This is a genomic window from Leifsonia sp. Root1293, assembly GCF_001425325.1.
Lineage (GTDB): Bacteria > Actinomycetota > Actinomycetes > Actinomycetales > Microbacteriaceae > Orlajensenia.
Genome location: NZ_LMEH01000002.1, coordinates 65,636 through 88,920, shown reverse-complemented (window position 1 = coordinate 88,920; position 23,285 = coordinate 65,636). Strand labels below are relative to the sequence as shown.

Here is a 23,285-nt window from a genome sequence, read left to right as displayed (position 1 = left end):
CCCGGAGGCCCGAAAGTCCTCGCTTTCCAGCGACGGGGCCGGGCGGGCGGCGGCGGCGGCGGTGAGGTCGTCTACGCCCACTTGCGCACCGCCCACTTCTCGAAGAGGCCGACCAGAGCGTCGGTCAGCTTGCCCAGGAGGGCGAGCAGGATGATGGCGAGGAAGATGCGGTCGATGCGTCCGCTCTGCCCGGAATCGAGCAGGAGGAAGCCCAGCCCCATCGACGACGCGATGAGCTCGGCGGCCACGAGGAACAGCCAGGACTGGGCGAGGGCGAGGCGGAGTCCCGAGATGACCGACGGAACCACGGCGGGGAGCTGCACCGTCGTGAACAGCCGAACGCCGCTGAGGCCGAAGGCCCGGCCGGCCTCGATGAGGTGGCGGTCGACGTGCCGCAGGGCGGACGCGACGATCGTGTACACGGGGAAGAATGCGCCGATCGCGATGAGGATGATCTTCGATTCCTCGCCGATCTTGAACCACAGGATGAGCAGCGGGATCCAGGCGAGCGACGGCACGGCCCGAATGGCGCCGAGCGTGGGAGCGAGCAGGATGTCGGCCAGGCGCGAGAGGCCGACGATGGCTCCGATGAGGAGGCCGAGCGCCCCGCCGATGGCGAAGCCGAGCAGCACGCGCTGGGTGGAGATCGCCACGTAGAGTCCGAGCAGTCCGCGTTGGGCGAGGTCGACCGCGGAGAGCCACACCATCTCGGGCGACGGAAGCTGCGAGATCGGCACCAGCCCGGTCGTGGATGCCACCTGCCAGGCCGCGAGGATGAGCACCGGAAGGATGGCGCCGCCGACGATCACGAACCAGCGCCGGTTGGTGAGGCGCCTGCGCCCGTTCGGCCGCGGATCGGTTTCGCGCTGGGGCCGTCGGATGCCGGCATCCGGAGCGGCGGGTCGCTCGGCGAAGGAGCTGCCGAAGACTCCAGCGACCACCTGCGTGGGCGCATCGGCATCGGTCTGATAGCTCATCGGTCTCTCCTCTCGGGTGCGGGAACTCGTACCTGGCTCGTGCGGAGCACCGGGCGGTGCCCCGCACGAGCCGGTGGCTAGCCGATCGCGTCGGCGTCGGCGGCCTTCGCGTAGGTGTCGTTCACGATGGTGTCGATGGCGTCGTCGACCTGCTTCTGGGTCTGCACGTCGCCGTTCTCGACGAACACGGGGCCGATGGTCGTCAGCACCGCGATCTGGGCGTCGCCGGGAACGTTGTCGACGTCGAGGTTCGAGCGCTCCGAGATGACCTTGGTGGCCACGGCCGGGTCGAGTCCGGCGACGGATGCCAGGATCTCAGCGGTCTTCTCGGGGTTCTCGAGCGCCCACGCGCGAGCGTGCTCGTAGGCGTTCACGACGGTCTGGGCGACATCGGGCTTGGACTCGAGGAACGACTCTGTGGCGTTGAGGAAGCCATAGCTGTTGAAGTCGACGTTGCGGTAGATGAGCTGCGCGCCCGACTCCTCGGCGCCGGCCATGATCGGGTCGAGCCCCGCCCACGCGTCGACGGAGCCGTTCTGCAGCGCCGCCCAGCCGTCGGCGTGCTGCAGGTTCTGCACCGTCACGTCGGAAGCCGTCAGGCCGGCCTCCTCGAGCGACTGCAGCAGGAAGAAGTACGGGTCGGTGCCCTTGGTCGCAGCGACCTGCTTGCCCTTGAGCTCCGCAACGTCTGTGATGGGCGAGTCCTTGCCGACCACGATGGCAGACCACTCGGGCTGCGAGTAGATGTCGATGACCTGGATGGGCGAACCGTTCGAACGGGCGAGCAGAGCAGCCGAGCCCGCGGTCGATCCCACGTCGATGGCGCCGGCGCGCAGGGCCTCGTTCGCCTTGTTCGAGCCGGCGGACTGCACCCAGTTGACGGTGATGTCCTGGTCGGCCAGGGCGTCCTCGAGCCAGCCCTGGTCCTTGATGACGAGGCTCAGCGGGTTGTAGGTGGCGAAGTCGATGTTGAGGGTTCCGCCCTGGGTGACGACGGCGTCGCCGTCGGTCGAGCTGCTCTCGGCCGGTGCTGCCGCCGAGCCCTCACCGGCGACGCATCCGGTGAGCATGAGAGCGACGGATGCCGCTGCGGCGACGATGGCCGCGGTCGTTGATGTCTTGCGAAGGAAGGTCATGGCGTATCTCTCCTGGTGCTGTGAAACGGGGACGTGGTGCAGGGAGGTGCTGTGGTGCCGGAGTGCTGATGCTTCGGTGATGTGAGTCCTGGTGCGTGTTCAGTACGGGAAAGCGGGGATGGTGGTGCTGCTCGCGATGCCCCGCGCGTGCCCGTGCCGATCGATGCCGAGGCCAGCGAGCAGGCGGGCGCGCAGCTCGGCGAGCTCCGCGGAGCCGCGGTCGCGCGGACGGCGCCCGGGCACGGTGACGGTCTCGAGCACCGATGCCGCGGCATCGCCGTCGGCCCGTCCGAGGAGCACGATGCGGTCTGCCAACTGCAGCGCCTCGTCGACGTCGTGGGTGACGAGCAGCACTGTGGTGGGCTCGGTCGCATGGATGTCGAGGAGCAGGTCCTGCATCTTCAGGCGGGTCAGGGCGTCGAGCGCTCCGAACGGCTCGTCGAGCAGCAGCACTCCGGGGCGCCGGGCCAATGCGCGGGCGAGCGACGCCCGCTGGGCCATGCCACCCGAGACCTCCCGCGGCCGCTGGGTGGCGGCATCCGCGAGGCCGACGAGCTCGAGCAGGTGCGCGACCCCGGATCGAGCGGCGCCCTTGGCAGTGCCCCGCGGAACGCCGAGTGCGACGTTGTCGGCGATGCTGCGCCAGGGGAGCAACCGCGGCTCCTGGAAGCCGACGGCGGTGCGGGCGTCGTACGTGGCGACGGGTGTGCCGTCGATCCTGACGCTGCCCGAGGTCTGGGTGTCGAGTCCGCCGGCGATGCGCAGCAGGGTGGACTTGCCGCATCCGCTCGCCCCGATGATCGCGACGATCTCACCGGGCTCCACGCGGAGGTCGACGTCGGCGAGCACCGGTCTCGTGGGATCGAATGCCCGCCCGACCCCTGCGAACTCGACTGACACCGCAACGCCGGCGGGCGTCGCGGGAGTCACGGAATCGGAGGACATCCTCCGAAATTACCCACCGTATGCAGGCACCCGCCGGGTCGGCGAGACACGACGTAACAGTGCGTTGCCCGACGTCGCAGTGCGCCTCGCTAGAGCGTCTTGCGCATGTGCACGCTGGTGACGGCGTACCCGACGCGGTCGTAGAGCCGGCGCGCGGTGTCGTTGCCTCCGAAGACGTTGAGCCCGATGGCGCCGACTCCGGCGGCCCTGGCGACGTCTTCCGCGAGCTCCATTGCCGCCTCGGCGATTCCGCGACGCCGGAAGGCCTCGTGCACCTCGATGTCCCAGATCCACCAGTCGCCGTTGGAGCCCTCGCCCGTCGGCCCGATCCACAGCCAGCCGGCGTCCTTGCCGTCGTGCTCGGCGCCGACGGTGATGGTGAAGATGCGGTGGCCCTCGGCGGGCTTGTCGCCCGGAAAGAACCGCGCCCGGGAGCCGGCCGCGGCGGCTGCGGCTGCCTCAGGGGTGTCGCCGGCATCGATGCGTGCCTGCTCGTAGAGCGAGATCGACAGCGGCAGCCACTCGGCGAGCTGCTCCGGTGTCTTGTCGACCAGGGTGACGGATGCCGCGGGGTTCATGGCTCCATTCTGTTCGACGTCGGCGGTCGCTGAAGGCTCGCGACCATCGTGTCCTGAGACAATGAAGCCATGACGAGAACCGTGCGTGGCGCATCCGTACTGATCACCGGGGCGGCCATGGGCATGGGGCGCCTGTACGCGGAACGAGCCGTCGCAGAAGGGGCGGCATCCGTCGTGCTCTGGGATCGCGACGCCCAGGCCCTGGCCCAGACGGTCGGCGATCTCGGAGCGGCATCGAAGGGTCGCACCCGCATCCACTCCTACGTCGTGGACGTGGCCGATCTCGGTGCCATCGCCAAGGCCGCCCAGAAGGTGCGCAAGGAGGTCGGCAATCCCGACGTGCTCATCAACAACGCCGGCGTGGTTCGAGGCAACGGCTACTTCTGGGAGACCGACAACGGCGACGACACCCGCCCGACCATGCAGGTGAACGCCCTCGCCCCGATGTACATCACCCGCGAGTTCCTGCCCGGCATGGTGGCCCGCGCCTATCGCGCCTCGCGCATCGTCAACATCGCCTCGGCTGCCGGCCTGATATCGAACCCCCGCATGAGCGTCTATGCGGCGTCGAAGGCCGCGCTCATCGGCTGGAGCGATTCGTTGCGACTCGAGCTGGTGCGCGACGACCATGCGAACGTGAAGGTCACCACTGTGGCACCCAGCTACATCTCCACCGGAATGTTCGAGGGCGCCCGCGGGCCGCTGCTGACGCCGGTCATGACGCCGGAATACGTCGTCGACCAGGTCTGGAAGGCGATGCTCGCCGGTCGCCCGATGCTCATGCTGCCGTGGACGGTCGGGTTCTCGAAGGTTCTGCGGGGCGTGCTGCCCGGAGCCGCCTTCGACGCCGTCGCCGGCCGATTCTTCGGTGTCCATCGCTCGATGGACCGCTTCACCGGCCGCTAGAAGATCATCGGCCGATCGTCGTCGTCGCCCGCGAGCTCGATGTCGACGAGCACGGGAACATGGTCGCTGGGAGCATCGCCCTTGCGCTCGTTGCGGTGGATCGATGCATCCGTCACGAGATCGGCGAAGGCCGCCGAACCGAGGATGAAATCGATGCGCAGGCCCTCGTTGCGCGGGAACCGCAGCTGCTTGTAGTCCCAGTACGTGTAGCCGGTGGGCAGGATCGGGCGCACGACATCGCTGAGTCCGGCCGCCTCGAGCGCGGCGAACGCGGCACGCTCCGGTGGCGAGATGTGCGTCGACAGGCCGGGGACGAGCGCTGGATCGCCCACGTCGGCGTCGGTCGGAGCGACATTGAAGTCGCCCATGAGGGCGAGGGGCAGGTGCGGATCGGATGCGAGCGCATCGCGCGTGTACGCCGCGAGCGCCGCGTACCAGTCGAGCTTGTACGTGTAGTGCGGGTCATCCAGCGAGCGCCCGTTGGGCACGTACAGGCTCCAGAGGCGCATGCCGTCGATGGTGACGCCCATCGCGCGCGCCTCCTGCGGCTGATCGGGACCCTCGATGCCCTTGAGGAACCCCGGCATGGCGGGAAAGGCGTGCTCGACGTCGGTGATCGGCGTGCGGCTCGCGAAGGCCACGCCGTTCCACTGGCTCAGTCCGTGCGCGACGACCTCGTAGCCCGCCTCCTCGAACTGCTCGTAGGGGAACTGCTCCGGCTTGCACTTGATCTCCTGCATCGCGAGCACGTCGACGTCTTCACGCACCATCCAGTCGACGGTGCGGCCAACGCGGGCGCGGATCGAGTTGACATTCCAGGTGGCGATGCGCATACCGAGAACGCTACCGGCTGCCCATGACGCAGATCGAACCCGCAGAAGTCGAGGATGCGTCACCACAATTGGGGGGCGCCCGAACGGGGGTCGGGGGCATAGGGTGGGCAGCGTCTATCACCCGAAGACAGACCGGAACCCGAATCCGAAATGCGGAGGCCATTGTGCTCCGAAGTATCCCTGCTGCCCTATTTCTCGCTGCCGCCATCGTGCTCACGCCGACAGTGGCTCATGCGGAGGACTATGTCCCCCGCACACCTCCGGTGGAGCCATCCATCGCCGGATCGGTGGCCACGAGTGTCTGCGATGGGGACGTGCCGTACATCGTGTACGACGTCGTCCTCACCGATCCCGACAACAAGGCCACCAGCCACACCGCCTACCTCACGTTGTCCGGAGGGGGTCAGACCGAGACGTTCCTGCTCGGTGAGATCGTCGACGGCACCCTGAGCGGAAGCATGCTCTGGCCAGGCGCCAGCGTCGGCCCGAACGGAGAGCCGACCGGCTGGCCCGGTTGGATGCAGATCGACGGCACGTGGGTGCAGACCGATGGCAACTTCGGCTGGACCCGCGGCGTCACCTCGGCCGAGATCACGGTCAACCCCGAGACGACCGTGCCGCTGAGCTACCCGGCCGCGTCACCGAACTGCGTCATGGCTCCTCCCGGAACCGACCCGACGCCTCCGGGATCGACCACGACCTCGGCGTCCGGAACCGGACTGGCCGAAACGGGCGTGAGCCCGGTGCTGCTGCCTCTCGGCGTCGGCTCGGTCCTGGTGATCCTCGCCGGCCTCGTGTTCTTCCTCGCGCGCCGTCGCACCAGCACTCGCTGACAGCGTGAGTGAGGACGTGCCGGCAGGCGAGCCGGCCACTGCGACACGTCGTCGTGGCCGGCTCGCCTGGCTGATCGTCGGTGTCGTGCTCGTCGCGGTCGTCGGTGCAGTCATCTGGGTCGGCGTGCGCGGTTGGCTGGCCAAGGGCGAGCTGGAGTCCGCGGCGGCCGCAGCCGAGAAGCTGCAGGCCCAGATCGTCTCCGGCGACACCGTTGCGGCGGGCGAGAGCGCCGATCGTCTGGTGGCGCACACCCACGAGGCCGCCGGGCTGACCGGCGACCCCGTCTGGGCGCTGGCCGAGGTCGTACCCGTCGTCGGGCCGAACCTGAGTGCTGTTCGGGTGGTGTCGGCACAGCTCGACGCCGCATCCAGTGAAGCCATCCTGCCGCTCACGAAACTGGCGCAGTCCGTCTTCGCCGAATCGTTCCGCCCGGTCGACGGCCGTATCGATCTCGAGCCTCTCATTGCCGCGCGTCCGGCTGCCCACTCGGCGCGAACCGTGCTGACGGATGCCGCTGCAGCGGTCGACGAGATCGACGACGACGGTCTCCTCGGCCCGGTCGCGACGGCCAAGGACTCGCTGGCCGCAGCGCTCGGCAAGGCGGCCGGTCTGAGCGCGACCCTCGACGACGCGCTGGTGGTCGCCCCGGTAATGCTGGGTGCCAACGGGCCGCGCAACTACCTCGTGCTGTTCCAGAACAACGCCGAACTCCGCAGTGCCGGGGGAATCCCCGGAGCGTTCGCGCTCGTTCACGCTGAAGACGGGCTGCTGCAGCTGGTCAGGCAGGCGAGCACCACGGACTTCTCGCCGAAGGACGGACCTCCGCTTCCCGCGCCCGCCGCGATGTCCGCCGTCTTCGGCGACGGCATGAGCAGCCACATCCAGGACGTCACGATGACGCCGGACTTCACTGTGAGCGCCGACCTCGCGTCCTCCATGTGGGAGCGGAAGTTCGGCGGCACCGTCGACGGCGTCATCGCCGTCGATCCGGTCGCCCTGAGCTACCTGCTGGGAGCGACGGGCCCCGTGACCCTGGGCGACGGCTCGCAGCTCACGAAGGAGAACGCCGTGAAGTCGCTCCTCATGGACGTCTACACGCGGTTCCCGGATGGCGCCGCGCAGGATGCGTTCTTCGCCGAGTCGGCCGCCGCCAGCTTCAAGGCGATCACCGGCGGTGCCGCAGACCCGAAGGCCCTGGTGTCTGCGCTCGCCCGCGCCGGCGATGAGAACCGCGTCTCGCTCTGGAGCGCCGACGAGTCGGTGCAGAGCGTGCTCGACGGAACCACCCTGGCCGGCCTCGACGCCGCCCAGAAGGCCATGGGGCCGGAGGCCTACGGCGTCTACCTCAACGACGCCACCGGCGCGAAGATGGATCCGTATCTCGACGTCGCGATGGCCGTGGGCACGAAGCCGCGCGGAGACGGACGGTCGGATGTGATGGTCACGGTGACCCTCACCAGCAAGGCAGCGGCCAACGCTGCGACGAGCTACCCGCCCGTGGTCGCCGGCACAGGCTTCTACGGAGTGGCACCGGGCCAGATCGCTACCAACGTGACCGTCTTCGCCCCTGCCGGTGCCTTCGACGCCGGAGTGAAGCGCGATGGAGAACGGGTCGAGTACGCGCCGGCCACAGTGGATGACCGGGCCGTGAGTTCGCTCGGCGTCACCCTCGCTCCGGGAGAGAAGGCGGTACTGGTCTTCCAGTACACCTCGGCCGAGAAGGGGCAGTCCGACCCGACCCTGCTGCACACTCCGCTGATGAGGAACATCACCGTCGGCACCCACTGATCCCGCGACCCCCTCGCGCATCACCCCCGAAAGGGGTATGGTCCCTTAAACCGGTTTAGGTGAGCAATGCTCACCCGCCGGCCTCGACGAGGAGGACCGATGGCTGAGGACCCTGGGGTGCCGGATGCGCCCGCATCCGGTGTGCGCCCGACCATTGCCGATGTCGCTCGCCGCGCCGGAGTGAGCAAGGGCCTCGTGTCGTTCGCGCTCAATGACAGGCCCGGCGTCAAGGCCGAGACCCGCGAGCGCATCCTGGCCGCAGCGGAGGAGCTCGAGTTCACCCGGAGCGTGCGGGCCAGATCGCTCAGCGTGGACCGCTCCTTCGCGCTGGGGCTCGTCATCGCCCGCGATCCGTCGATCGTGGCAGCGGATCCGTTCTTCCCCACGTTCATCTCGGGGGTGGAGAGCGAGCTCTCCGAGGTCGGCCATTCGCTCGTCCTCGCCTCGACCACCTCGGAGCGGCAGGAGACCGCGACCTACCGTCAACTGGCCCGGGACAAGAGGGTCGACGGCGTGTTCCTCACCGACCTGCGGGCGAACGACGAGCGCATCGCGCTGCTGCAGGAACTCGGTCTGCGAGCCGTCACCCTCGGACACCCCGATGTCGCGTCGCCCTTCCCCGCCGTGCAGAGCGACGACGGCGCCGGCATCCGTGCCGTCGTCGCGCACCTCGTGCTCCTCGGCCACACCCGCATCGCGCACGTCGCCGGACCCGCCGAGCTGCTGCACGCCACCCATCGCCGAGCGGCCTTCGAGGAGGCGATGACGGATGCCGGTCTCGACCCGAGCCGCGTCGTCGAGACCGACTTCTCCGCACGCGAAGGCGCAGAGGCGACTCGGCGCCTCCTCGCGGTGCGCTCCTCCCAGCGGCCGACGGCGATCGTCTACTCGAACGATCCCATGGCCATCGCCGGCATCGCCGTCGCACGTCGCGCCGGGCTCGATGTTCCGCGCGACCTGTCCGTTGCCGGCTTCGACAACACCGACCTGGCCGAGCACGTCTACCCCTCGCTCACCTCTGTCGCGACCGATGTCGCGCTCTGGGGCGCGACGGCGGCGCGGGTGCTGCTCGCGGCCGTCGTCGGTGAGCCGCTCGACGGACGCGCACGGCTGCCGACGCGACTCGTCATCCGCGAATCGACCGCCGCGGCACCCGTGACCACTCGAACACAGTGAAGAACCGACGGCTCGGCCGTCGCAACGAAAGGAAGAAATCATGCGAAGAGGCATGACGATCGGAATCCTGGCCGCCGCAACGGCTCTGGCGCTCGTGGGCTGCTCCGGTGGGGGCGGCGGGGGAGACGCGAAGACGAAGGGCCCGATCACGATCTGGTACTCGAACAACCCGGCCGAGATCGAGTGGGGCAAGCAGATGGTCGAGGCGTGGAACGCCGACAACCCCGACGAGCAGGTGAAGGCTCAGGAGATCCCGGCCGGTGACAGCAGCGAAGAGGTCATCAGCGCGGCGATCACAGCGGGCAACGCACCCTGCCTGATCTTCAACACCTCGCCCGCGGCGGTGCCCCAGTTCGAGAAGCAGGGCGGACTCGTCTCGCTCAGCGACTTCGAGGACGGCGACGACTACATCACCTCGCGCACGGGTGATCTGGCCGAGCAGTACGCGTCGGCCGACGGGAAGTACTTCCAGATGCCCTGGAAGTCGAACCCGGTCATGATCTTCTACAACAAGGACCTGTTCGCGAAGGCGGGACTCGACGCCGAGAACCCGAAGCTCTCGACCTACGACGACTTCCTCACCGCCTCCCGCGCGATCGTGGAGTCCGGCGCGGCCAAGTACGCGATCCACCCGGCCCCCACGAGCGAGTTCTTCCAGAGCTGGTTCGACTTCTACCCGCTCTACGCGGCCGAGACCGGGGGCACGCAGCTCGTCGAGGACGGCAAGGCCACCTTCGACACCGATGAGGGTGAAGCAGTCTCCGAGCTCTGGCGCACCATGTACGAGGAGAAGCTCGCCGGCCAGGAGCAGTACCAGGGCGACTCCTTCCTCGACGGGGAGGCCGCCATGGCCATCGTCGGCCCGTGGGCCATCGCGGTCTACGGCGACGACGTGAACTGGGGCTCGGTGCCCGTTCCCACCTCGGAGGGAACGGATGCCGCCTCGACCTACACCTTCAGCGACGCGAAGAACATCGGCCTCTACAGCGCCTGCAAGAACCAGCAGACCGCCTGGGACGTCCTGAAGTTCGCGACCAGCGAGGAACAGGACGGCAAGCTGCTCGAGCTCACCGGCCAGATGCCGCTGCGGAGCGACCTGACGACGGTCTACCCCGACTACTTCGAGGCCAACCCCGCCTACACGGTCTTCGGTGACCAGGCCGGCCGCACCGTCGAGGTGCCGAACGTCGCGAACTCCATCGAGATCTGGCAGAACTTCCGTGACGGCTATTCCAAGGCCGTCATCTTCGGCGAGGGCGAGATTCCCGCCTTCCTGAAGGACACCGCCGCCAAGATCGACACTCTCGCAACCGGGAACTGAGACCGATCATGACCACCATCACCCGGCCGACGGAGGTCGAGGCGCAGCGACATGACGCGCCTCGGCCCCGCCGCCGGCGCTGGCTCGGGCGGAATCCGCTCGGGCTGCTGTTCACGGCGCCGTACCTGATCTTCATCTGCGCGATCTTCGCCTATCCGATCGTCTTCGCGGTCTGGATGTCGTTCCAGGACTACTTCTTCTCCGCTCCCGGCGTCGAGGTGGACCGGCCGTTCGTCGGCTTCCAGAACTACGTCACCGTGCTGCAGGATCCTGCCGTCTGGCAGTCGTTCCGCAACGTCGGCGTCTTCCTCATCATCAATGTGCCGCTCACGGTGGTGCTGTCGATCGTGCTGGCGTCAGCGCTCAACCGTGTCGTGCACGCCAGGGCCTTCCTGCGGGTCAGCTACTACGTGCCCTATGTCGCGGCCTCGGTCGCCGTCGTCGGCGTCTGGCTGTTCCTGTTCAGCGGTGGCGGCCTGGTGAACCAGATCCTCGGGCCGTACGCCCCCGAGCCCTCCTGGCTCATCAACTCCCAGCTCGCCATGCCGGTCATCGCGCTCTTCGTCACCTGGAAGCAGCTCGGGTTCTACATCCTGCTCTACCTCGCCGCGCTGCAGAACGTGCCGAAGGAGCTCTACGAATCGGCGGCGACCGACGGAGCCGGCGGCATCCGCACCTTCTTCTCGGTCACGGTTCCCGGGGTGCGCTCGGCGACCCTGCTGGTGCTGCTGATCTCGACGATCACCGGTGCGAACCTGTTCACCGAGCCGTACCTGCTGACAGGAGGCGGCGGGCCCAACGGCGCCTCGGCCAGCCCGGTGCTGCTCATGTACCAGAAGGGCATCGAGCAGGGGAATCCGGATGTCGCATCCGCGATCGGCGTGATCCTCATCATCTGCGTGCTGATCATCGCCTTCATCCAGCGTCGCCTCGTGGGAGATGAGGAATCATGACCAGGTTCGGATTGATCGTTCGGTACATCCTGCTGTTCCTGGGAGCCCTCGTGTTCCTGTTCCCGTTCTACTACATGGTGGTCGGCTCGCTGCAGACGACTCCCGATCCGACGCCGGCCGGGGCCTTCCCGGCGCCGGGGAACCTGACGCTCGACAACTACGTCGCCGTGAATGACCGGATCAATCTGCTGCAGGGGCTGGTCAACTCCGGCATCTTCACCGGCGGCGTGCTCCTCGGAACGGTCGTGTTCGGGCTGCTCGCCGGCTACGCGCTCGCGGTGCTCTCGTTCCGCGGCCGAGGAGTGGTGTTCGCGCTCGTTCTGCTCGTGCAGGTCATCCCGTTCCAGCTGCTGATGATCCCGCTCTATGTGATGATCGCCCGCAACTACGGCCTCAGCGACAGCTACCTGGGCATGATCCTGCCGTTCTTCATCAGCTCGGTGGCCGTGCTCATCTTCAGGCAGTACTTCCTGCAACTGCCGAAGGACCTCTTCAACGCGGCTCGTATCGACGGTGCCGGCGAGCTGCGGATCCTCTGGAGCGTGGCGATCCCGCTGGTGCGGCCGGCGCTGCTGACGGTCGTGCTGCTCACCTTCATCGGACCGTGGAACGAATTCCTCTGGCCGTTCCTCATCACCAAGGAAGCGTCGATGCAACCCCTCGCCGTCTCGCTCGCCAACTACATCTCCTCGATCGCGGCATCGACGGCGAACCCGTTCGGCTCGCTGCTCGCCGGGGCCGTGGTGCTCGCTCTGCCCGTCGTGGTGCTGCTCATCATCTTCCAGCGCCAGTTCGTCTCGAGCGACATCGGATCGGGAGTGAAGGGATGACCATGCAGATTCCATACACACTCACCAGGGCCGGAGTCATCATGACTCCGGAGCCGGGCAACGAGCTCGAGGCCGAGGGGGTGCTCAATCCGGCCGCGGCCCGCTCGAGGAACGGAGAGCTGTACCTGTTCCCCAGGCTCGTGGCATCCGGAAACGTCTCCAGGGTCGGCATCGCGCGCGTCCTTCTCGACGACGGCGTGCCCGTCGGGGTGGAACGCGAGGGCATCGTGCTCGAGCCGGACCGTGGCTGGGAACGCGGCGTCGGAAACGCCGGGGTCGAGGATCCGCGCATCACGCGCATCGACGAACTCGGCCTGCACGTCATGACCTACGTCGCCTACGGTCCGCTCGGCCCCCGCACGGCCATCGCCGTGTCCGAGGACCTGCGCGACTGGCAGCGCCTCGGCCCGGCGCTGTTCGCCTACGACGACGCCCTCGACGCCGACCTCAACCTGTTCCACAACAAGGACACGGTGTTCTTCCCGAAGGCTGTCACCGGCCCGGACGGCGTGCGCAGTCTCGCCGTGCTGCACCGGCCGATGTGGGACCTGGACGAGGTCAAGGCCGGGCAGGGAGTGCGCACCCCCGCGAACGTGCCCGACGCCCGGCAGTCCATCTGGATCAGCTTCGTGCACCTGGCCGATGTTCAGAAGGACCTGGCCGCACTCACGTTCTGGCGCAACCACCGCTTCCTGGCCGGACCGGAGTACCCGTTCGAGGCCCTCAAGATCGGGGGCGGACCGGCCCCGCTGCGGGTCCCGGAGGGCTGGCTGCTGCTCCACCATGGGGTGACCGGCACCATCACGAGCGCCTTCGACCAGCAGCAGAACGTGAACTACGCCGTCGGTGCCATGCTGCTCGACGGCGACGACCCCACCCGGGTGATCGCCCGCAGTGCTGAACCGCTGCTCGCACCCGAGACCGAGGAGGAACGCAGCGGCATCGTGCCGAACGTGGTCTTCCCCACGGCCATCGAACTGATCGATGGCGTGCACTGGCTGTTCTACGGAATGGCCGACTCGAAGATCGGCGTCGCCAGGCTGGACCGCGGCGGGGCCTCGACCGAAGGACCGGAAGGCTCACGACGATGACCACTCTCACGACACGACGGATGAGGCTCGGCACCCTGCTCACCTCCGGCGCCGCTGTCGCCGCGCTCGCGGTGACCGGCATCTCCGGCCCGGCGGCCGCGGCATCCGCCGCCCCGCTCACCAACCTCGCCCACCTCGACTTCCTGCTCGACACCGCCGAGCCGGAGGCGGTCGACGGCCACACCACCTACAGGCTCGCCGAGGAACCGCAACTCGTGCTGCCCTGGACCTACGCCGACGCGCGCGACGGCGGAACGTTCGAGCGCGTCGGAGGCGGGCCGCTCGACGCGACCACCGGCGACTGGGGCCAGGGCGCCTACAACGCCGACGACGTGGCGCGCGCCGCCGTCGTCTACCTGCGGCACTGGGAGCTCACCGGCGAGGACTCCAGCCGCACCAGCGCCTACGAGCTGCTGCGATCGCTCGCCTACCTGCAGACGTCGTCCGGCCCGAACTCCGGCAACGTGGTGCTGTGGATGCAGCCCGACGGAGAGCTCAACCCGAGCGCGGAGCCGGTCGAATTGCCCGACCCGTCGGACTCCGGCCCGAGCTACTGGACCGCCCGCACTCTCTGGGCCTTCGGAGAGGGCTTCGCCGCCTTCGAGGACAACGATCCGGACTTCGCGGCCTTCCTCGCCGAGAGGCTCGCGCTCTCGCGCACGGCCGTCGACACCCAGGTGCTCGACCGCTACGGAGAGTACGAGCAGAGCGACGGCCTGAAGGTGCCGGCCTGGCTGATCGTCGACGGGGCGGATGCCTCCGCCGAGGCCGTCCTCGGGCTGTCGGCCTACGTCGACGCGAGCGGCGACCCGGCTGCTCGCGAAACGCTGCGCAAGCTCGCAGAAGGCATCGCGGCGATGGGGGCGGCATCCGGAGCGGACACCAGGGCGTGGCCGTACGGCGCGATCCTCCCCTGGGCGCAGTCGCGCTCGATGTGGCACGCGTGGGGCTCGCAGATGCCGGCGGCCCTCGCCGCGGCCTCCGGCACCCTCGGCTCGTCGAAGCTCCTGAAGCCGGCCGTGCGCGATGCCGCCGTCTTCACCCCGACGCTGCTGCTCGCAGGCGGGCCGGACAACGGCTGGTTCCCGGCCCCGACCGACACCACGCAGATCGCCTACGGGGCCGACTCGAGGGTGCAGTCGCTGCTCGCCGTCTCGGACGCCACGGGGTCACCGGCATTCGATCAGCTCGCGGCCATCCAGGCCGCCTGGTTCTTCGGGGCGAATCGGGCGTCAGCGCCGATGTACGACCCGGCGACCGGTGTCACCTTCGACGGACTGGCTCCTGACGGCACGATCAACCGCAACAGCGGTGCCGAGAGCACGATCCACGGGCTGCTGAGCATGATCGCCCTCGATGCCCGGCCCGATGTCGCGGCCAGGGCGCAGGGCGTCACGACGGTGTCCCAGCGTGACGGGCTGCGCCTGCTTGATGCGGAGACCGGTTCCGGCGGCGAGATCTCGACACCGGAGTCCGCCTGGACGGGCGAGTCGCTGTACAGCGGCGACGTGCTCGCCGTGAAGGCGGGCTCGAAGGCGGTCTTCCCGATCGGCGCGGACGACCAGCCGCGCGTCGTGGAGTCCGTGCAATGGATCGAGCCGGGCGACCGGATGGTGTCGGGGTGGACCAGCGGCATCCTTCCGCTCGGCCTGCTCTCGATCCGCGGTCCCGAGCAGGGCATCAGCCCGACGCCCGGGGTGCTGCTGCCGCAGGCCCTGCAGCTCCCGGTGCCGGCACGGGCCACCACGGTGACGGTGCGCCCGCTGATCGGCACGGCGCACATCGACGATCTCATCGTGCGGCCTCTCGTGTCGCGGATGCTGGTGACCGGGGCATCGGGTGTCACGCAGCTGCTGCAGTCGGCCGCCCGCATCCCCTGGCGGACGACTGTCGGAGTCGGGTCTCCCGCGTCCCTGAGCGTGTACGACGCGTCTGGACGCCTGGTGACCCACCGCGACATCGGTCCGTCGGCCAGGGCCGTGCTGCCCGCCGGAGGCTTCGCCGTGGTCACGCGGTAGATCGGGAGGGGTGCGGCGAGTGGCAGGATGGAGGGGTGGGTGACCTCCAGCTGGGCTACGCGGCGATGCTCGAGCAGTTCGCGCCCGCGGAAGCTGTCGCGCTCGCCGCTTTCGCCGAGCAGCACGGCTTCCGCGGCGTCATGGCGGACGACCACTTCCAGCCGTGGGTTCCGCAGCAGGGGCAGGCCGGTTTCGTGTGGAACGTGCTCACCGCCGTCGCCGAGCGCACGACGGGCGACATCGGACCCGGCGTCACGGCTCCGACCTACCGCTGGCATCCGGCGATCGTGGCGCAGGCGTCGGCGACGCTCGCGTCGATGTATCCCGGCAGGCACTGGCTGGGCATCGGATCGGGTGAGGCGCTCAACGAGCACATCGTCGGCGCGTACTGGCCGGAGCCGGCCGAGCGCATCAATCGCATGTTCGAGGCCATCGAGGTGATCTCGAAGCTGTTCACGGCGTCGATCGCGGGCCGGGACGTCAAGCATTCCGGCCCGCACTTCACCCTCGAGTCCACGCGCCTGTGGACGATGCCGCCGGTCGCCCCCGAGATCCTGGTCGCCACGAGCGGACCGTTGACGGCCAGGCGCGCCGGTCGCGTCGCCGATGGGCTCATCACCGTTGCGGCACCCCTCGAGCGCATCGCCGGACTGTTCGATCGATTCGCCCTCGGCGCGCGCGACGCCGGCAAGGACCCCGCGGCGATGCCCAAGGTGCTGCAGCTGCACCTGTCGTGGGCGCCGACCGACGAGGAGGCCATGCGCAACGCGCTCGTCGAATGGCCCAACGGCGGCATGCGGTTCCCCAAGAGCGACATCCGTTCCCCGTTCGAGTTCGAACAGGTCGCGCGCATGGTCCGACCGGAGGACTTCGACGGCAGAATGGTGATCTCGAGTGACACCGACGTGCACCGTGCGTCGATCCAGAGGTACGCCGACCTGGGCTTCGACCGCATCTACCTGCACAATGTGGGCCGCAACCAGCGGGAGTGGATCGAGGTCTTCGGCCGCGATGTGCTGCCAGCCATCAGGAGGTGACGATGTATTCCGTCAGTGTGATCGACGACATCCCCGAGGTGCGTCCCGGTGACGACCTCGTCGAGCTGATCGGCTCCAGGGCCGAACTCGTCGACGGCGACATCGTGGTCGTCACCTCGAAGATCGTGTCGAAGTCCGAGGGGCGGTTCGTCGCGGCCGACGACCGGGAGCAGGCGATCTCGGACGAGACCGTGCGGGTCGTCGCGACCCGCACCACGGCCGACGGCGGAACGACCCGCATCGTCGAGAACCGCCTGGGCATCGTGTCCGCCGCTGCCGGCGTCGACGCGTCGAACACCCCCGACGGCACCGTGCTGCTGCTGCCCGTCGACCCCGACGGATCGGCCCGGTCGATCTGCGTGGGCCTCCGTGAGCTCAGCGGGGCATCCGTGGGCGTGATCGTCTCGGACACCCTCGGCCGCGCCTGGCGCCAGGGACAGATCGACGTCGCGATCGGTGCTGCCGGAGTTCATGTGTTCGACGACCTGCGCGGCACGCTCGACAACAGCGGCAAGCCCATGGCCGTGACCCAACCCTGCGTCGCCGACGAGATCGCCTCGGCCGGCGACCTGGCCAAGGGCAAGACGGGCGGGACCCCCGTGGCCATCGTGCGCGGACTGGGTCGTCTCGTCGGAGACCTCGACCTGCCGGGCGCTGCCACCATCGTGCGGCCCGTCGACCAGGACATGTTCCGCACCGGAAGCGAGGAGGCCTACGACGAGGGCTATCGCGACGGCTTCGCCGAGGGCCAGCAGGAGGCCGTCGGCTCATGATCCATCCCGTACGGCGTCGGACGCCGGGCACGACGAAAGGCAGCACAGCATGACTCTCACCCTGGGATACAAGGCATCGGCGGAGCAGTTCGCACCGCGGGAGCTGGTCGAGATCGCCGTCGCGGCCGAGGAGCACGGCTTCGAGTCAGCGTTCGCGAGCGACCACTTCCAGCCGTGGCGGCACGAGGGCGGGCACGCTCCGTTCTCGCTGGCCTGGATGGCTGCCGTCGGAGAGCGCACGTCGACGTTGCGCATCGGAACGAGCGTCATGACGCCCACCTTCCGCTACAACCCCGCCGTGCTCGCCCAGGCCTTCGCCACCCTGGGCTGCCTGTACCCGGGCCGCATCATCGCGGGGTTCGGGACCGGTGAGGCTCTCAACGAGATCGCGACGGGGTTCCGCGGCGCCGGCGAACAGGACTGGCCGGAGTTCAAGGAGCGTTTCGGGCGGCTGCGCGAATCCGTGCGCCTCATGCGAGCGCTGTGGAGCCAGGACCGTGTCGACTTCGAGGGCGAGTACTACTCGACCCACGGTGCCTCCATCTACGACCGCCCCGATGGCGGCATCCCGGTGTACATCGCGGCCGGCGGCCCGACCGTCGCCAAGTACGCCGGACGCGCGGGCGACGGGTTCATCTGCACGTCGGGCAAGGGCTGGGACCTCTACACCGAGAAGCTGGTGCCCGCGGTGAAGGAGGGCGCCGAGGCCGGCGACCGCTCCTACGACGAGATCGACCGCATGATCGAGATCAAGCTCTCGTATGAGGAGACCGAGGAGGCTGCACTCGAGAACACGCGGTTCTGGGCGCCGCTCGCCCTCAGCGCCGAGCAGAAGTCGAGCATTCACGACCCCATCGAGATGGAGAAGGCGGCGGACGCGCTGCCGATCGAGAAGATCGCCTCGCGCTGGATCGTGGGCAGTGACCCCGACGCCGTGACGGCGGAGATCGCGAAGTACGTCGACGCCGGCTTCAATCATCTGGTCTTCCACGCCCCCGGCGAAGACCAGCGGCGCTTCCTCGGCCTGTTCGAACGCGACCTGGCACCTCGCCTGCGCGCCCTGCCGTGACAGCCGGATGGTCCCTGGTCGTGCCGGTGAAGGGCACGATCGACGCCAAGAGCCGACTCGGCGACGAGCTCCCGGCGGCTGAGCGGTCGTCGCTGGCGCTCGCGTTCGCCTACGACACCGTTGCGGCTGCTCTGGCCGCGGAGCGAGTCGAGCGCGTCTACGTCGTGACGGATGCCGAGGTCGACTGGCCCTCCTCCGTCACCGTCGTGCCCGAGGGCGGTCGACGCGGCCTGAACGCGGCGATCGAGCTGGGCATCGACGCGGCCGGGGGCGGGCCAGAGCCGGAGACGGCGGGCATCGCCGTGCTCCTCGGCGACCTGCCCGCCCTCCGCAGCGACGACCTGGACGCGGCTCTCACTTCGGCAGAGGGCGTCGACCGGGGTTTCGTCCCGGATGCCGAGGGCACCGGAACCACGCTGCTCACTGCCCGTGCGGGTCTGGCACTGGAACCCCGCTTCGGCGAGGCATCCGCCGTGGCGCACGCGGGCCTCGGCCACGCCCGCCTGGAAGCGGCGCCGTCGCTCCGCCGGGACGTCGACGTGCCCGCCGCCCTGGACGAGGCCGTGAGACTGGGAGTCGGCGGACGCACGAGCGCCGCCCTGGCATTGCAGGGGATCCGATCATGACGCCGTTCCGCCATCGGTCCCAGTCCCGCGCCGGCGCCAGACTGGCGGGTGCTGTCGTCGGCGTCATCGGGAGCTTCGTCACCGTCGCGCTCTGGGTGGCCTGGCTGCGGGGTCGGCGCGAGCACTGGCGCGGCACGCTCTCGGGAACCATCCCCGTGAACTCCGCCTACTGGCGGGATCTCGGATCCCAGCCGGGCGAGATCCTCTACGCCGCGATCGGCGACTCCGCCGCGCAGGGCATCGGTGCGAGCCGCCCGGCCCACAGCTACGTCGGATTCCTCGCCCGCGAACTGCGCAACCGCACCGACCGCACGGTGCGCGTCGCCAATCTCAGCGTCTCGGGCGGCACCGTGCGCACAGCCATCGACATCGAGCTGCCGCTGCTCGCAGCGCTCGGTGACGAGCCCGACATCCTGACCGTCTGCATCGGGGCGAACGACATCGCCGATTTCGACCCGGTGCGCTTCGACAGCGAGATCCACGAGCTGTTCGCGGCCCTCCCGAAGCACGCCATCGTCGCCGACCTGCCGAGCTTCTACTTCCTGCCGGGTGAGCGCAAGGTCGTCGTGGCCAACAGGTTGTTGCGGGCGGCCGCCGCCGAGGCCGGCCTCGAGGTCGTCGACCTGCATCGGATCACCAAGAGGCAGGGCCTGTGGGGCGTTTCGACCCAGTTCGCCGGCGACCTGTTCCACCCCAATGATCGCGGCTACGCACTGTGGGCGCGGGCGTTCACGCCGGCGGTCGACCGGCGTCTCGACGAGGTGCTGGCCGCACGGGACTAGCCGGAGTCTCCTCGCTGGGGGTTTGGTGGGGAACCCCCATCGCCGGCCGGTCCGGACGTACGCTGGAACGATGACGAGGCGTTCTGCGATGTGGCTTCCGGGGGTGATCGTTCCCGTGGTGATCGGGGTCGGCGTGTTCGCCGTGCCGCTGACGGCCGGCGCCTCCGTCGATCTGCCGGACAAGACGGCGGCGGAGGTTCTCGAGCTCGCGCAGAACGCCGAGGTCACGGCCTTCTCCGGCACCATAGAGCAGAGTTCCGACCTCGGACTGCCCGACCTGTCGTCGCTCGGAGGCGTCGGCGGCGCCAGCTCCGGCCCGGCCGGCTCGGCGGCATCCGGAACCGATGTCTCCAGCGCCCTCGAACTCCTCACCGGATCCCACACCGCCCGCGTCTTCGTCGATGGAACCGACGCGCGCCTGCAGGTCATGGACTCCCTCGCCGAGCGCGATGTCGTCGCCACGCCGGACGGCGTGTGGATCTACGACTCCGAGGCGGCATCGGCGACCCACGCCCCGGCACCGACGGGCGGCTTCGATGCGAAGCAGGCTCCGGATGCCGCCGACATCCCGACCCCGAGCGCCGTCGCGGATGAGCTGCTCGCGAAGCTCGATCCGAGCACCACGGTGAGCGTCGGCACTGACGCGACCGTCGCCGGCCGCACGGTCTACGAACTCATCCTCACGCCGCGGTCGTCCGACACCCTGGTCGGATCGGTCTCGATCGACGTCGACTCCGCCACCGGACTCCCCATTGGGGTGGCCGTCACGGCCGCCGGCTCCGATGCCCCCGCCTTCTCCCTCGCGTTCTCGGAGCTCTCGCTCGATGCTCCGGATGCCGCCCTCTTCGACTTCACCCCGCCGGCCGGCACGACCGTGACCGAGCAGCCCCTGCCGGATCCCGACGCGTTCGCCGACCGCGGCGACGTCGGCACTCCCGAGCACGACGGGGCCGAGCCCACGGTTCTCGGAACCGGCTGGTCGTCGATCGTCGAGATCGCGGCATCCGAGGTTCCGACCGAGCTGGCCGACTCTCCGCTGCTCGACACCGCTGCCGAACCCGTCGACGGCGGCAGGGTCATCTCGACGACGTTGCTCAGCGTTCTCTTCACCGACGACGGGCGCATCCTCGCCGGTGCCGTCTCGCCCGCCGCGCTGGAGGATGCCGCTGCCGGGCGGTGAGTCCTCCGATCTCGCGATCGAGACTCACGACCTGACCAAGCGCTTCGGCCGCCAGACCGCCGTCGCCGGCATCGATCTCGCGGTTCCGCGGGGATCGGTGTTCGGCTTCCTCGGGCCGAACGGGTCGGGCAAGACCACCAGCATCCGCATGATGCTCGGCCTCGTCAGTGCGAGTAGCGGGTCGGTGCGCCTGCTGGGCGAGGAGATGCCGCGCCGGCTGGCCGAGGTGCTGCCTCGGGTCGGCGCCCTGGTGGAGGGGCCGGCGTTCTCGCCGTTCCTGTCCGGCGCGGCCAACCTGAGGCGCTTCGACTCGGCTGATCCCCTCGCCCCCTCCCGCACCCGCGGGGCCCGGGTCGATGCGGCACTGGAACGCGTCGGGCTCGGCCACGCCGCCGGCAAGAAGGTGCACGCGTACTCCCTCGGCATGAAGCAGAGGCTCGGGCTGGCGAACACCCTGCTCATGCCGCGTGAGCTGCTCGTTCTCGATGAACCCACCAACGGGCTCGATCCGCAGGGAACACGCGAGGTGCGCGCCCTCATCCGCTCGCTCGCCGAGGGCGGAACCACCATCTTCGTCTCCAGCCACCTGCTCGCCGAGATCGAGCAGATCTGCACCCACGTCGGCGTGATGAGTGCGGGCGCGCTGGTGGCCACGGGCACTCTCGACGACCTGCGGCGGGTCGGCGCGGCCCGCGTCATCGTTCAGACTCCGGATGCCGCGGACGCGCGTCGGGTGCTGTCGGGACTGGGCCTGACGCTTCTCGAGGAGGAGGAGCCCGACCACGTGGCGGCATCCGTGCCCGAGCAGGCCCGTGGCGATGACATCCGGCCCGAGGCCATCGTCGCCGCCCTCGTCGAGGCCGGCGTGCGGGTGCGCGGGTTCGCCCTGGAGCAGCCCAGCCTCGAGGATCGCTTCGTCGCCCTCACCGGAGAGGGGTTCGACGTTGTTCAGTAGCCTGCTGCTCTCCGAGTTGCGCATCCTCTTCTCGCGCCGCCGCACCGTCGCGCTGCTAGGAGCGCTCGCGGCCATCCCCATCCTCATCGCCGTCGCCATCAGGCTCGCGTCGTCCCCGGGAACCGGCCGCGGCCCGGCCTTCCTCGACCAGGTGACCCAGAACGGCCTCTTCGTCGGGGTCTCTGCGCTCGTCGTGGCCATTCCCCTCTTCCTGCCGCTCACCGTCGGCGTCGTCGCCGGCGACACCATCGCGGGCGAGGCAGCCCACGGCACCCTGCGCTACCTGCTGGTCGCGCCGGCAGGGCGAGCGAAGCTCCTCGGAGTGAAGTACCTCGGAGCCGCCGCCTTCTGCCTCGCGGCAGCTCTCACCGTGGTCATCGCCGGCACCCTCATCGGAGCCGCCCTCTTCCCCGTCGGACCCGTCACGGTGCTCTCGGGGACGACGATCGGTGTGGGCGAGGCGCTGCTGCGCTTCCTGGCCATCGCGGGCTACGTCGCCGTCTCGCTGCTCGGGCTCTCGGCCATCGGGCTGTTCTTCTCCACGCTCACGAACGTTCCGGTCGGGGCCATGGCCGCGACGATCTCGTTCTCGGTCGCGTCGCAGATCCTCGACGCGCTGCCCCAGACCGAGTGGCTGCATCCGTGGCTCTTCAGCCACTACTGGTTCGGGTTCGCCGACATTCTGCGCGACCCCGTCTCGTGGGCATCCTTCGGCGACAACGCGCTGCTGCAGGCCGGCTACATCGCCGTCTTCGGGGCGCTGGCCTTCGGGCGGTTCCTCACCAAGGACGTGCTCGCCTGAACGACGGTCTTCGACTCACCGACGAGCGAGAGCCTCGGGCGGGCAGTTCCACAACCTGATGACGTGGTGGGCGTGCTCGAACGCGAGCTCCGACACGGTGCCGGTCGACAGCGAGAACACGGCGCCATCCTGCGGCCGCAGTCCGAGCCAGGCCGCCGCGATCGCTCGCAGCATGTGCCCGTGCGCCACGAGCAGCACGTCGCCACCGGCGTCGAGCACGGCGTCGCACCGGGCGATGACGGTCAGCGCACGCTTCTGCACCTCTTCGGCCGTCTCGCCGGGAGTGTCGCCGGCCGGAACGCCATCGGTCCAGAGATTCCAGTCGTGGCCGAGGTCGGCCACGATCTGGGCGCTCGTCACGCCCTCGTAGGCGCCGTAGTCCCACTCCACCAGATTCGGATCGGTCTGCATCTCAGCGCCGTAGCCGGCCAGGCGGGCGGTCTCCCGAGCCCGCTGCAGGGGGCTGGAGATGACGAGGTCGAAGTGCTGACCGCCGAGGGCGCGTCCGAGCTCTCGGGCCTGGTCTTCCCCGGCTGGGGTCAGCGGCAGGTCGGTGGTGCCGGTGTGCTGGCCGCTGCGGCTCCACGCCGTCTCCCCGTGTCGCGCCATGATGAGGCGGGGTGTCGTCGGCACATCGTGCGACGCCTTCGGATCGGGGGAGGGTTGAGCGGTCAC

The 23,285-nt window shown here is 69.3% G+C and carries 23 protein-coding genes; 17 read left to right on the top strand and 6 right to left on the bottom strand.

Annotated elements, in window-relative coordinates; all coding sequences use genetic code 11:
- Nucleotides 1-71 precede the first annotated feature (71 nt).
- The 4 genes from ASC59_RS12245 to ASC59_RS12230 all read right to left on the bottom strand — a co-directional run bounded on the left by ASC59_RS12245 (nt 72) and on the right by ASC59_RS12230 (nt 3,636).
- On the bottom strand, nt 72-977 hold the full coding sequence (locus tag ASC59_RS12245) for an ABC transporter permease (RefSeq protein ID WP_082513652.1): 906 nt from the start codon (nt 975-977) through the stop codon (nt 72-74).
- Nucleotides 978-1,054: 77 nt separating this feature from the next.
- Nucleotides 1,055-2,113, bottom strand: coding sequence for an aliphatic sulfonate ABC transporter substrate-binding protein (locus ASC59_RS12240; protein ID WP_055823508.1), 1,059 nt, complete (start codon nt 2,111-2,113; stop codon nt 1,055-1,057).
- Between the two features lie 99 nt (nt 2,114-2,212).
- Nucleotides 2,213-3,058 (bottom strand): ABC transporter ATP-binding protein, encoded by an 846-nt coding sequence (locus ASC59_RS12235; protein WP_055823507.1) that lies wholly within the window; start codon nt 3,056-3,058, stop codon nt 2,213-2,215.
- 89 nt (nt 3,059-3,147) lie between these two features.
- Nucleotides 3,148-3,636 (bottom strand): GNAT family N-acetyltransferase, encoded by a 489-nt coding sequence (locus ASC59_RS12230; protein ID WP_055823501.1) that lies wholly within the window; start codon nt 3,634-3,636, stop codon nt 3,148-3,150.
- A 69-nt stretch (nt 3,637-3,705) separates the two neighbouring features.
- On the opposite strand from ASC59_RS12230, the gene ASC59_RS12225 reads away from it, so the two are divergent.
- Nucleotides 3,706-4,542: an SDR family oxidoreductase gene (locus tag ASC59_RS12225; RefSeq protein WP_055823498.1), complete on the top strand. Its 837-nt coding sequence runs from the start codon at nt 3,706-3,708 to the stop codon at nt 4,540-4,542.
- On the opposite strand, the gene ASC59_RS12220 is transcribed toward ASC59_RS12225, so the two are convergent.
- Nucleotides 4,539-5,375, bottom strand: coding sequence for an exodeoxyribonuclease III (locus ASC59_RS12220; RefSeq protein ID WP_055823495.1), 837 nt, complete (start codon nt 5,373-5,375; stop codon nt 4,539-4,541). The two genes, ASC59_RS12225 and ASC59_RS12220, sit on opposite strands and share 4 nt — an antisense overlap.
- A 314-nt stretch (nt 5,376-5,689) precedes the next feature.
- On the opposite strand from ASC59_RS12220, the gene ASC59_RS12215 reads away from it, so the two are divergent.
- The 16 genes from ASC59_RS12215 (at nt 5,690) to ASC59_RS12140 (ending at nt 22,610) form a co-directional block, all read left to right on the top strand.
- On the top strand, nt 5,690-6,208 hold the full coding sequence (locus ASC59_RS12215; protein ID WP_235492717.1) for a cell wall protein: 519 nt from the start codon (nt 5,690-5,692) through the stop codon (nt 6,206-6,208).
- 4 nt (nt 6,209-6,212) lie between these two features.
- The gene (locus ASC59_RS12210) at nt 6,213-7,997 is read left to right on the top strand and encodes a DUF4012 domain-containing protein (RefSeq protein WP_157488126.1); all 1,785 of its coding nucleotides are present in this window, start codon (nt 6,213-6,215) and stop codon (nt 7,995-7,997) included.
- A gap of 99 nt (nt 7,998-8,096) precedes the next feature.
- On the top strand, nt 8,097-9,173 hold the full coding sequence (locus tag ASC59_RS12205) for a LacI family DNA-binding transcriptional regulator (protein ID WP_055823474.1): 1,077 nt from the start codon (nt 8,097-8,099) through the stop codon (nt 9,171-9,173).
- Nucleotides 9,174-9,213: 40 nt separating this feature from the next.
- A complete protein-coding gene (locus ASC59_RS12200) occupies nt 9,214-10,494 on the top strand; it encodes an ABC transporter substrate-binding protein (protein WP_055823472.1) in 1,281 nt (426 codons plus the stop codon).
- A gap of 8 nt (nt 10,495-10,502) precedes the next feature.
- On the top strand, nt 10,503-11,447 hold the full coding sequence (locus tag ASC59_RS12195) for a carbohydrate ABC transporter permease (protein WP_055823469.1): 945 nt from the start codon (nt 10,503-10,505) through the stop codon (nt 11,445-11,447).
- Nucleotides 11,444-12,277 carry a carbohydrate ABC transporter permease gene (locus ASC59_RS12190; RefSeq protein ID WP_055823467.1) on the top strand — a complete coding sequence of 278 codons (834 nt, stop codon included), beginning with the start codon at nt 11,444-11,446 and terminating at the stop codon, nt 12,275-12,277. Before ASC59_RS12195 ends, ASC59_RS12190 begins: the two co-directional genes overlap by 4 nt.
- A 2-nt stretch (nt 12,278-12,279) precedes the next feature.
- Nucleotides 12,280-13,368 (top strand): glycoside hydrolase family 130 protein, encoded by a 1,089-nt coding sequence (locus tag ASC59_RS12185; RefSeq protein ID WP_442915098.1) that lies wholly within the window; start codon nt 12,280-12,282, stop codon nt 13,366-13,368.
- The gene (locus ASC59_RS12180) at nt 13,365-15,386 is read left to right on the top strand and encodes a hypothetical protein (RefSeq protein ID WP_055823462.1); all 2,022 of its coding nucleotides are present in this window, start codon (nt 13,365-13,367) and stop codon (nt 15,384-15,386) included. The genes ASC59_RS12185 and ASC59_RS12180 overlap by 4 nt, the downstream gene beginning before the upstream one ends.
- Before the next feature lie 65 nt (nt 15,387-15,451).
- Nucleotides 15,452-16,423: a TIGR03557 family F420-dependent LLM class oxidoreductase gene (locus ASC59_RS12175; RefSeq protein ID WP_055825421.1), complete on the top strand. Its 972-nt coding sequence runs from the start codon at nt 15,452-15,454 to the stop codon at nt 16,421-16,423.
- A gap of 2 nt (nt 16,424-16,425) precedes the next feature.
- Entirely contained in the window at nt 16,426-17,196 is a 771-nt protein-coding gene (cofE, locus tag ASC59_RS12170; protein WP_055823459.1) for a coenzyme F420-0:L-glutamate ligase, read from the top strand.
- 49 nt (nt 17,197-17,245) lie between these two features.
- Nucleotides 17,246-18,265: a glucose-6-phosphate dehydrogenase (coenzyme-F420) gene (gene fgd, locus ASC59_RS12165; protein WP_055823456.1), complete on the top strand. Its 1,020-nt coding sequence runs from the start codon at nt 17,246-17,248 to the stop codon at nt 18,263-18,265.
- Complete coding sequence (cofC, locus tag ASC59_RS12160; RefSeq protein WP_055823453.1) at nt 18,262-18,891, top strand: 2-phospho-L-lactate guanylyltransferase; 630 nt, start codon at nt 18,262-18,264, stop codon at nt 18,889-18,891. The genes fgd and cofC overlap by 4 nt, the downstream gene beginning before the upstream one ends.
- A complete protein-coding gene (locus tag ASC59_RS12155; RefSeq protein ID WP_055823449.1) occupies nt 18,888-19,673 on the top strand; it encodes an SGNH/GDSL hydrolase family protein in 786 nt (261 codons plus the stop codon). Before cofC ends, ASC59_RS12155 begins: the two co-directional genes overlap by 4 nt.
- A gap of 70 nt (nt 19,674-19,743) precedes the next feature.
- On the top strand, nt 19,744-20,853 hold the full coding sequence (locus ASC59_RS12150) for a LolA family protein (protein WP_082513651.1): 1,110 nt from the start codon (nt 19,744-19,746) through the stop codon (nt 20,851-20,853).
- Entirely contained in the window at nt 20,834-21,808 is a 975-nt protein-coding gene (locus tag ASC59_RS17660) for an ABC transporter ATP-binding protein (protein ID WP_055823444.1), read from the top strand. Before ASC59_RS12150 ends, ASC59_RS17660 begins: the two co-directional genes overlap by 20 nt.
- A 4-nt stretch (nt 21,809-21,812) precedes the next feature.
- A complete protein-coding gene (locus tag ASC59_RS12140) occupies nt 21,813-22,610 on the top strand; it encodes an ABC transporter permease (protein ID WP_442915108.1) in 798 nt (265 codons plus the stop codon).
- 15 nt (nt 22,611-22,625) lie between these two features.
- Here the strand turns inward: ASC59_RS12140 and ASC59_RS12135 are convergent, their stop codons facing one another.
- Nucleotides 22,626-23,285, bottom strand: a complete 660-nt coding sequence (locus ASC59_RS12135; RefSeq protein ID WP_235492715.1) for a histidine phosphatase family protein — start codon at nt 23,283-23,285, stop codon at nt 22,626-22,628.

Bases quoted from the DNA above. Each gene is read 5' to 3' on its own strand.
- ASC59_RS12185 (WP_442915098.1), top strand. From the start codon at position 12,280: ATGCAGATTCCATACACACTCACCAGGGCCGGAGTCATCATGACTCCG.
- ASC59_RS12200 (WP_055823472.1), top strand. From the start codon at position 9,214: ATGCGAAGAGGCATGACGATCGGAATCCTGGCCGCCGCAACGGCTCTG.
- ASC59_RS12220 (WP_055823495.1), bottom strand. From the start codon at position 5,375: ATGCGCATCGCCACCTGGAATGTCAACTCGATCCGCGCCCGCGTTGGC.
- ASC59_RS12150 (WP_082513651.1), top strand. From the start codon at position 19,744: ATGACGAGGCGTTCTGCGATGTGGCTTCCGGGGGTGATCGTTCCCGTG.
- ASC59_RS17660 (WP_055823444.1), top strand. From the start codon at position 20,834: ATGCCGCTGCCGGGCGGTGAGTCCTCCGATCTCGCGATCGAGACTCAC.
- ASC59_RS12240 (WP_055823508.1), bottom strand. From the start codon at position 2,113: ATGACCTTCCTTCGCAAGACATCAACGACCGCGGCCATCGTCGCCGCA.
- ASC59_RS12195 (WP_055823469.1), top strand. From the start codon at position 10,503: ATGACCACCATCACCCGGCCGACGGAGGTCGAGGCGCAGCGACATGAC.
- ASC59_RS12155 (WP_055823449.1), top strand. From the start codon at position 18,888: ATGACGCCGTTCCGCCATCGGTCCCAGTCCCGCGCCGGCGCCAGACTG.
- ASC59_RS12245 (WP_082513652.1), bottom strand. From the start codon at position 977: ATGAGCTATCAGACCGATGCCGATGCGCCCACGCAGGTGGTCGCTGGA.
- ASC59_RS12175 (WP_055825421.1), top strand. From the start codon at position 15,452: ATGCTCGAGCAGTTCGCGCCCGCGGAAGCTGTCGCGCTCGCCGCTTTC.
- ASC59_RS12235 (WP_055823507.1), bottom strand. From the start codon at position 3,058: ATGTCCTCCGATTCCGTGACTCCCGCGACGCCCGCCGGCGTTGCGGTG.
- ASC59_RS12225 (WP_055823498.1), top strand. From the start codon at position 3,706: ATGACGAGAACCGTGCGTGGCGCATCCGTACTGATCACCGGGGCGGCC.
- ASC59_RS12180 (WP_055823462.1), top strand. From the start codon at position 13,365: ATGACCACTCTCACGACACGACGGATGAGGCTCGGCACCCTGCTCACC.
- ASC59_RS12230 (WP_055823501.1), bottom strand. From the start codon at position 3,636: ATGAACCCCGCGGCATCCGTCACCCTGGTCGACAAGACACCGGAGCAG.
- ASC59_RS12190 (WP_055823467.1), top strand. From the start codon at position 11,444: ATGACCAGGTTCGGATTGATCGTTCGGTACATCCTGCTGTTCCTGGGA.
- ASC59_RS12205 (WP_055823474.1), top strand. From the start codon at position 8,097: ATGGCTGAGGACCCTGGGGTGCCGGATGCGCCCGCATCCGGTGTGCGC.
- fgd (WP_055823456.1), top strand. From the start codon at position 17,246: ATGACTCTCACCCTGGGATACAAGGCATCGGCGGAGCAGTTCGCACCG.
- cofE (WP_055823459.1), top strand. From the start codon at position 16,426: ATGTATTCCGTCAGTGTGATCGACGACATCCCCGAGGTGCGTCCCGGT.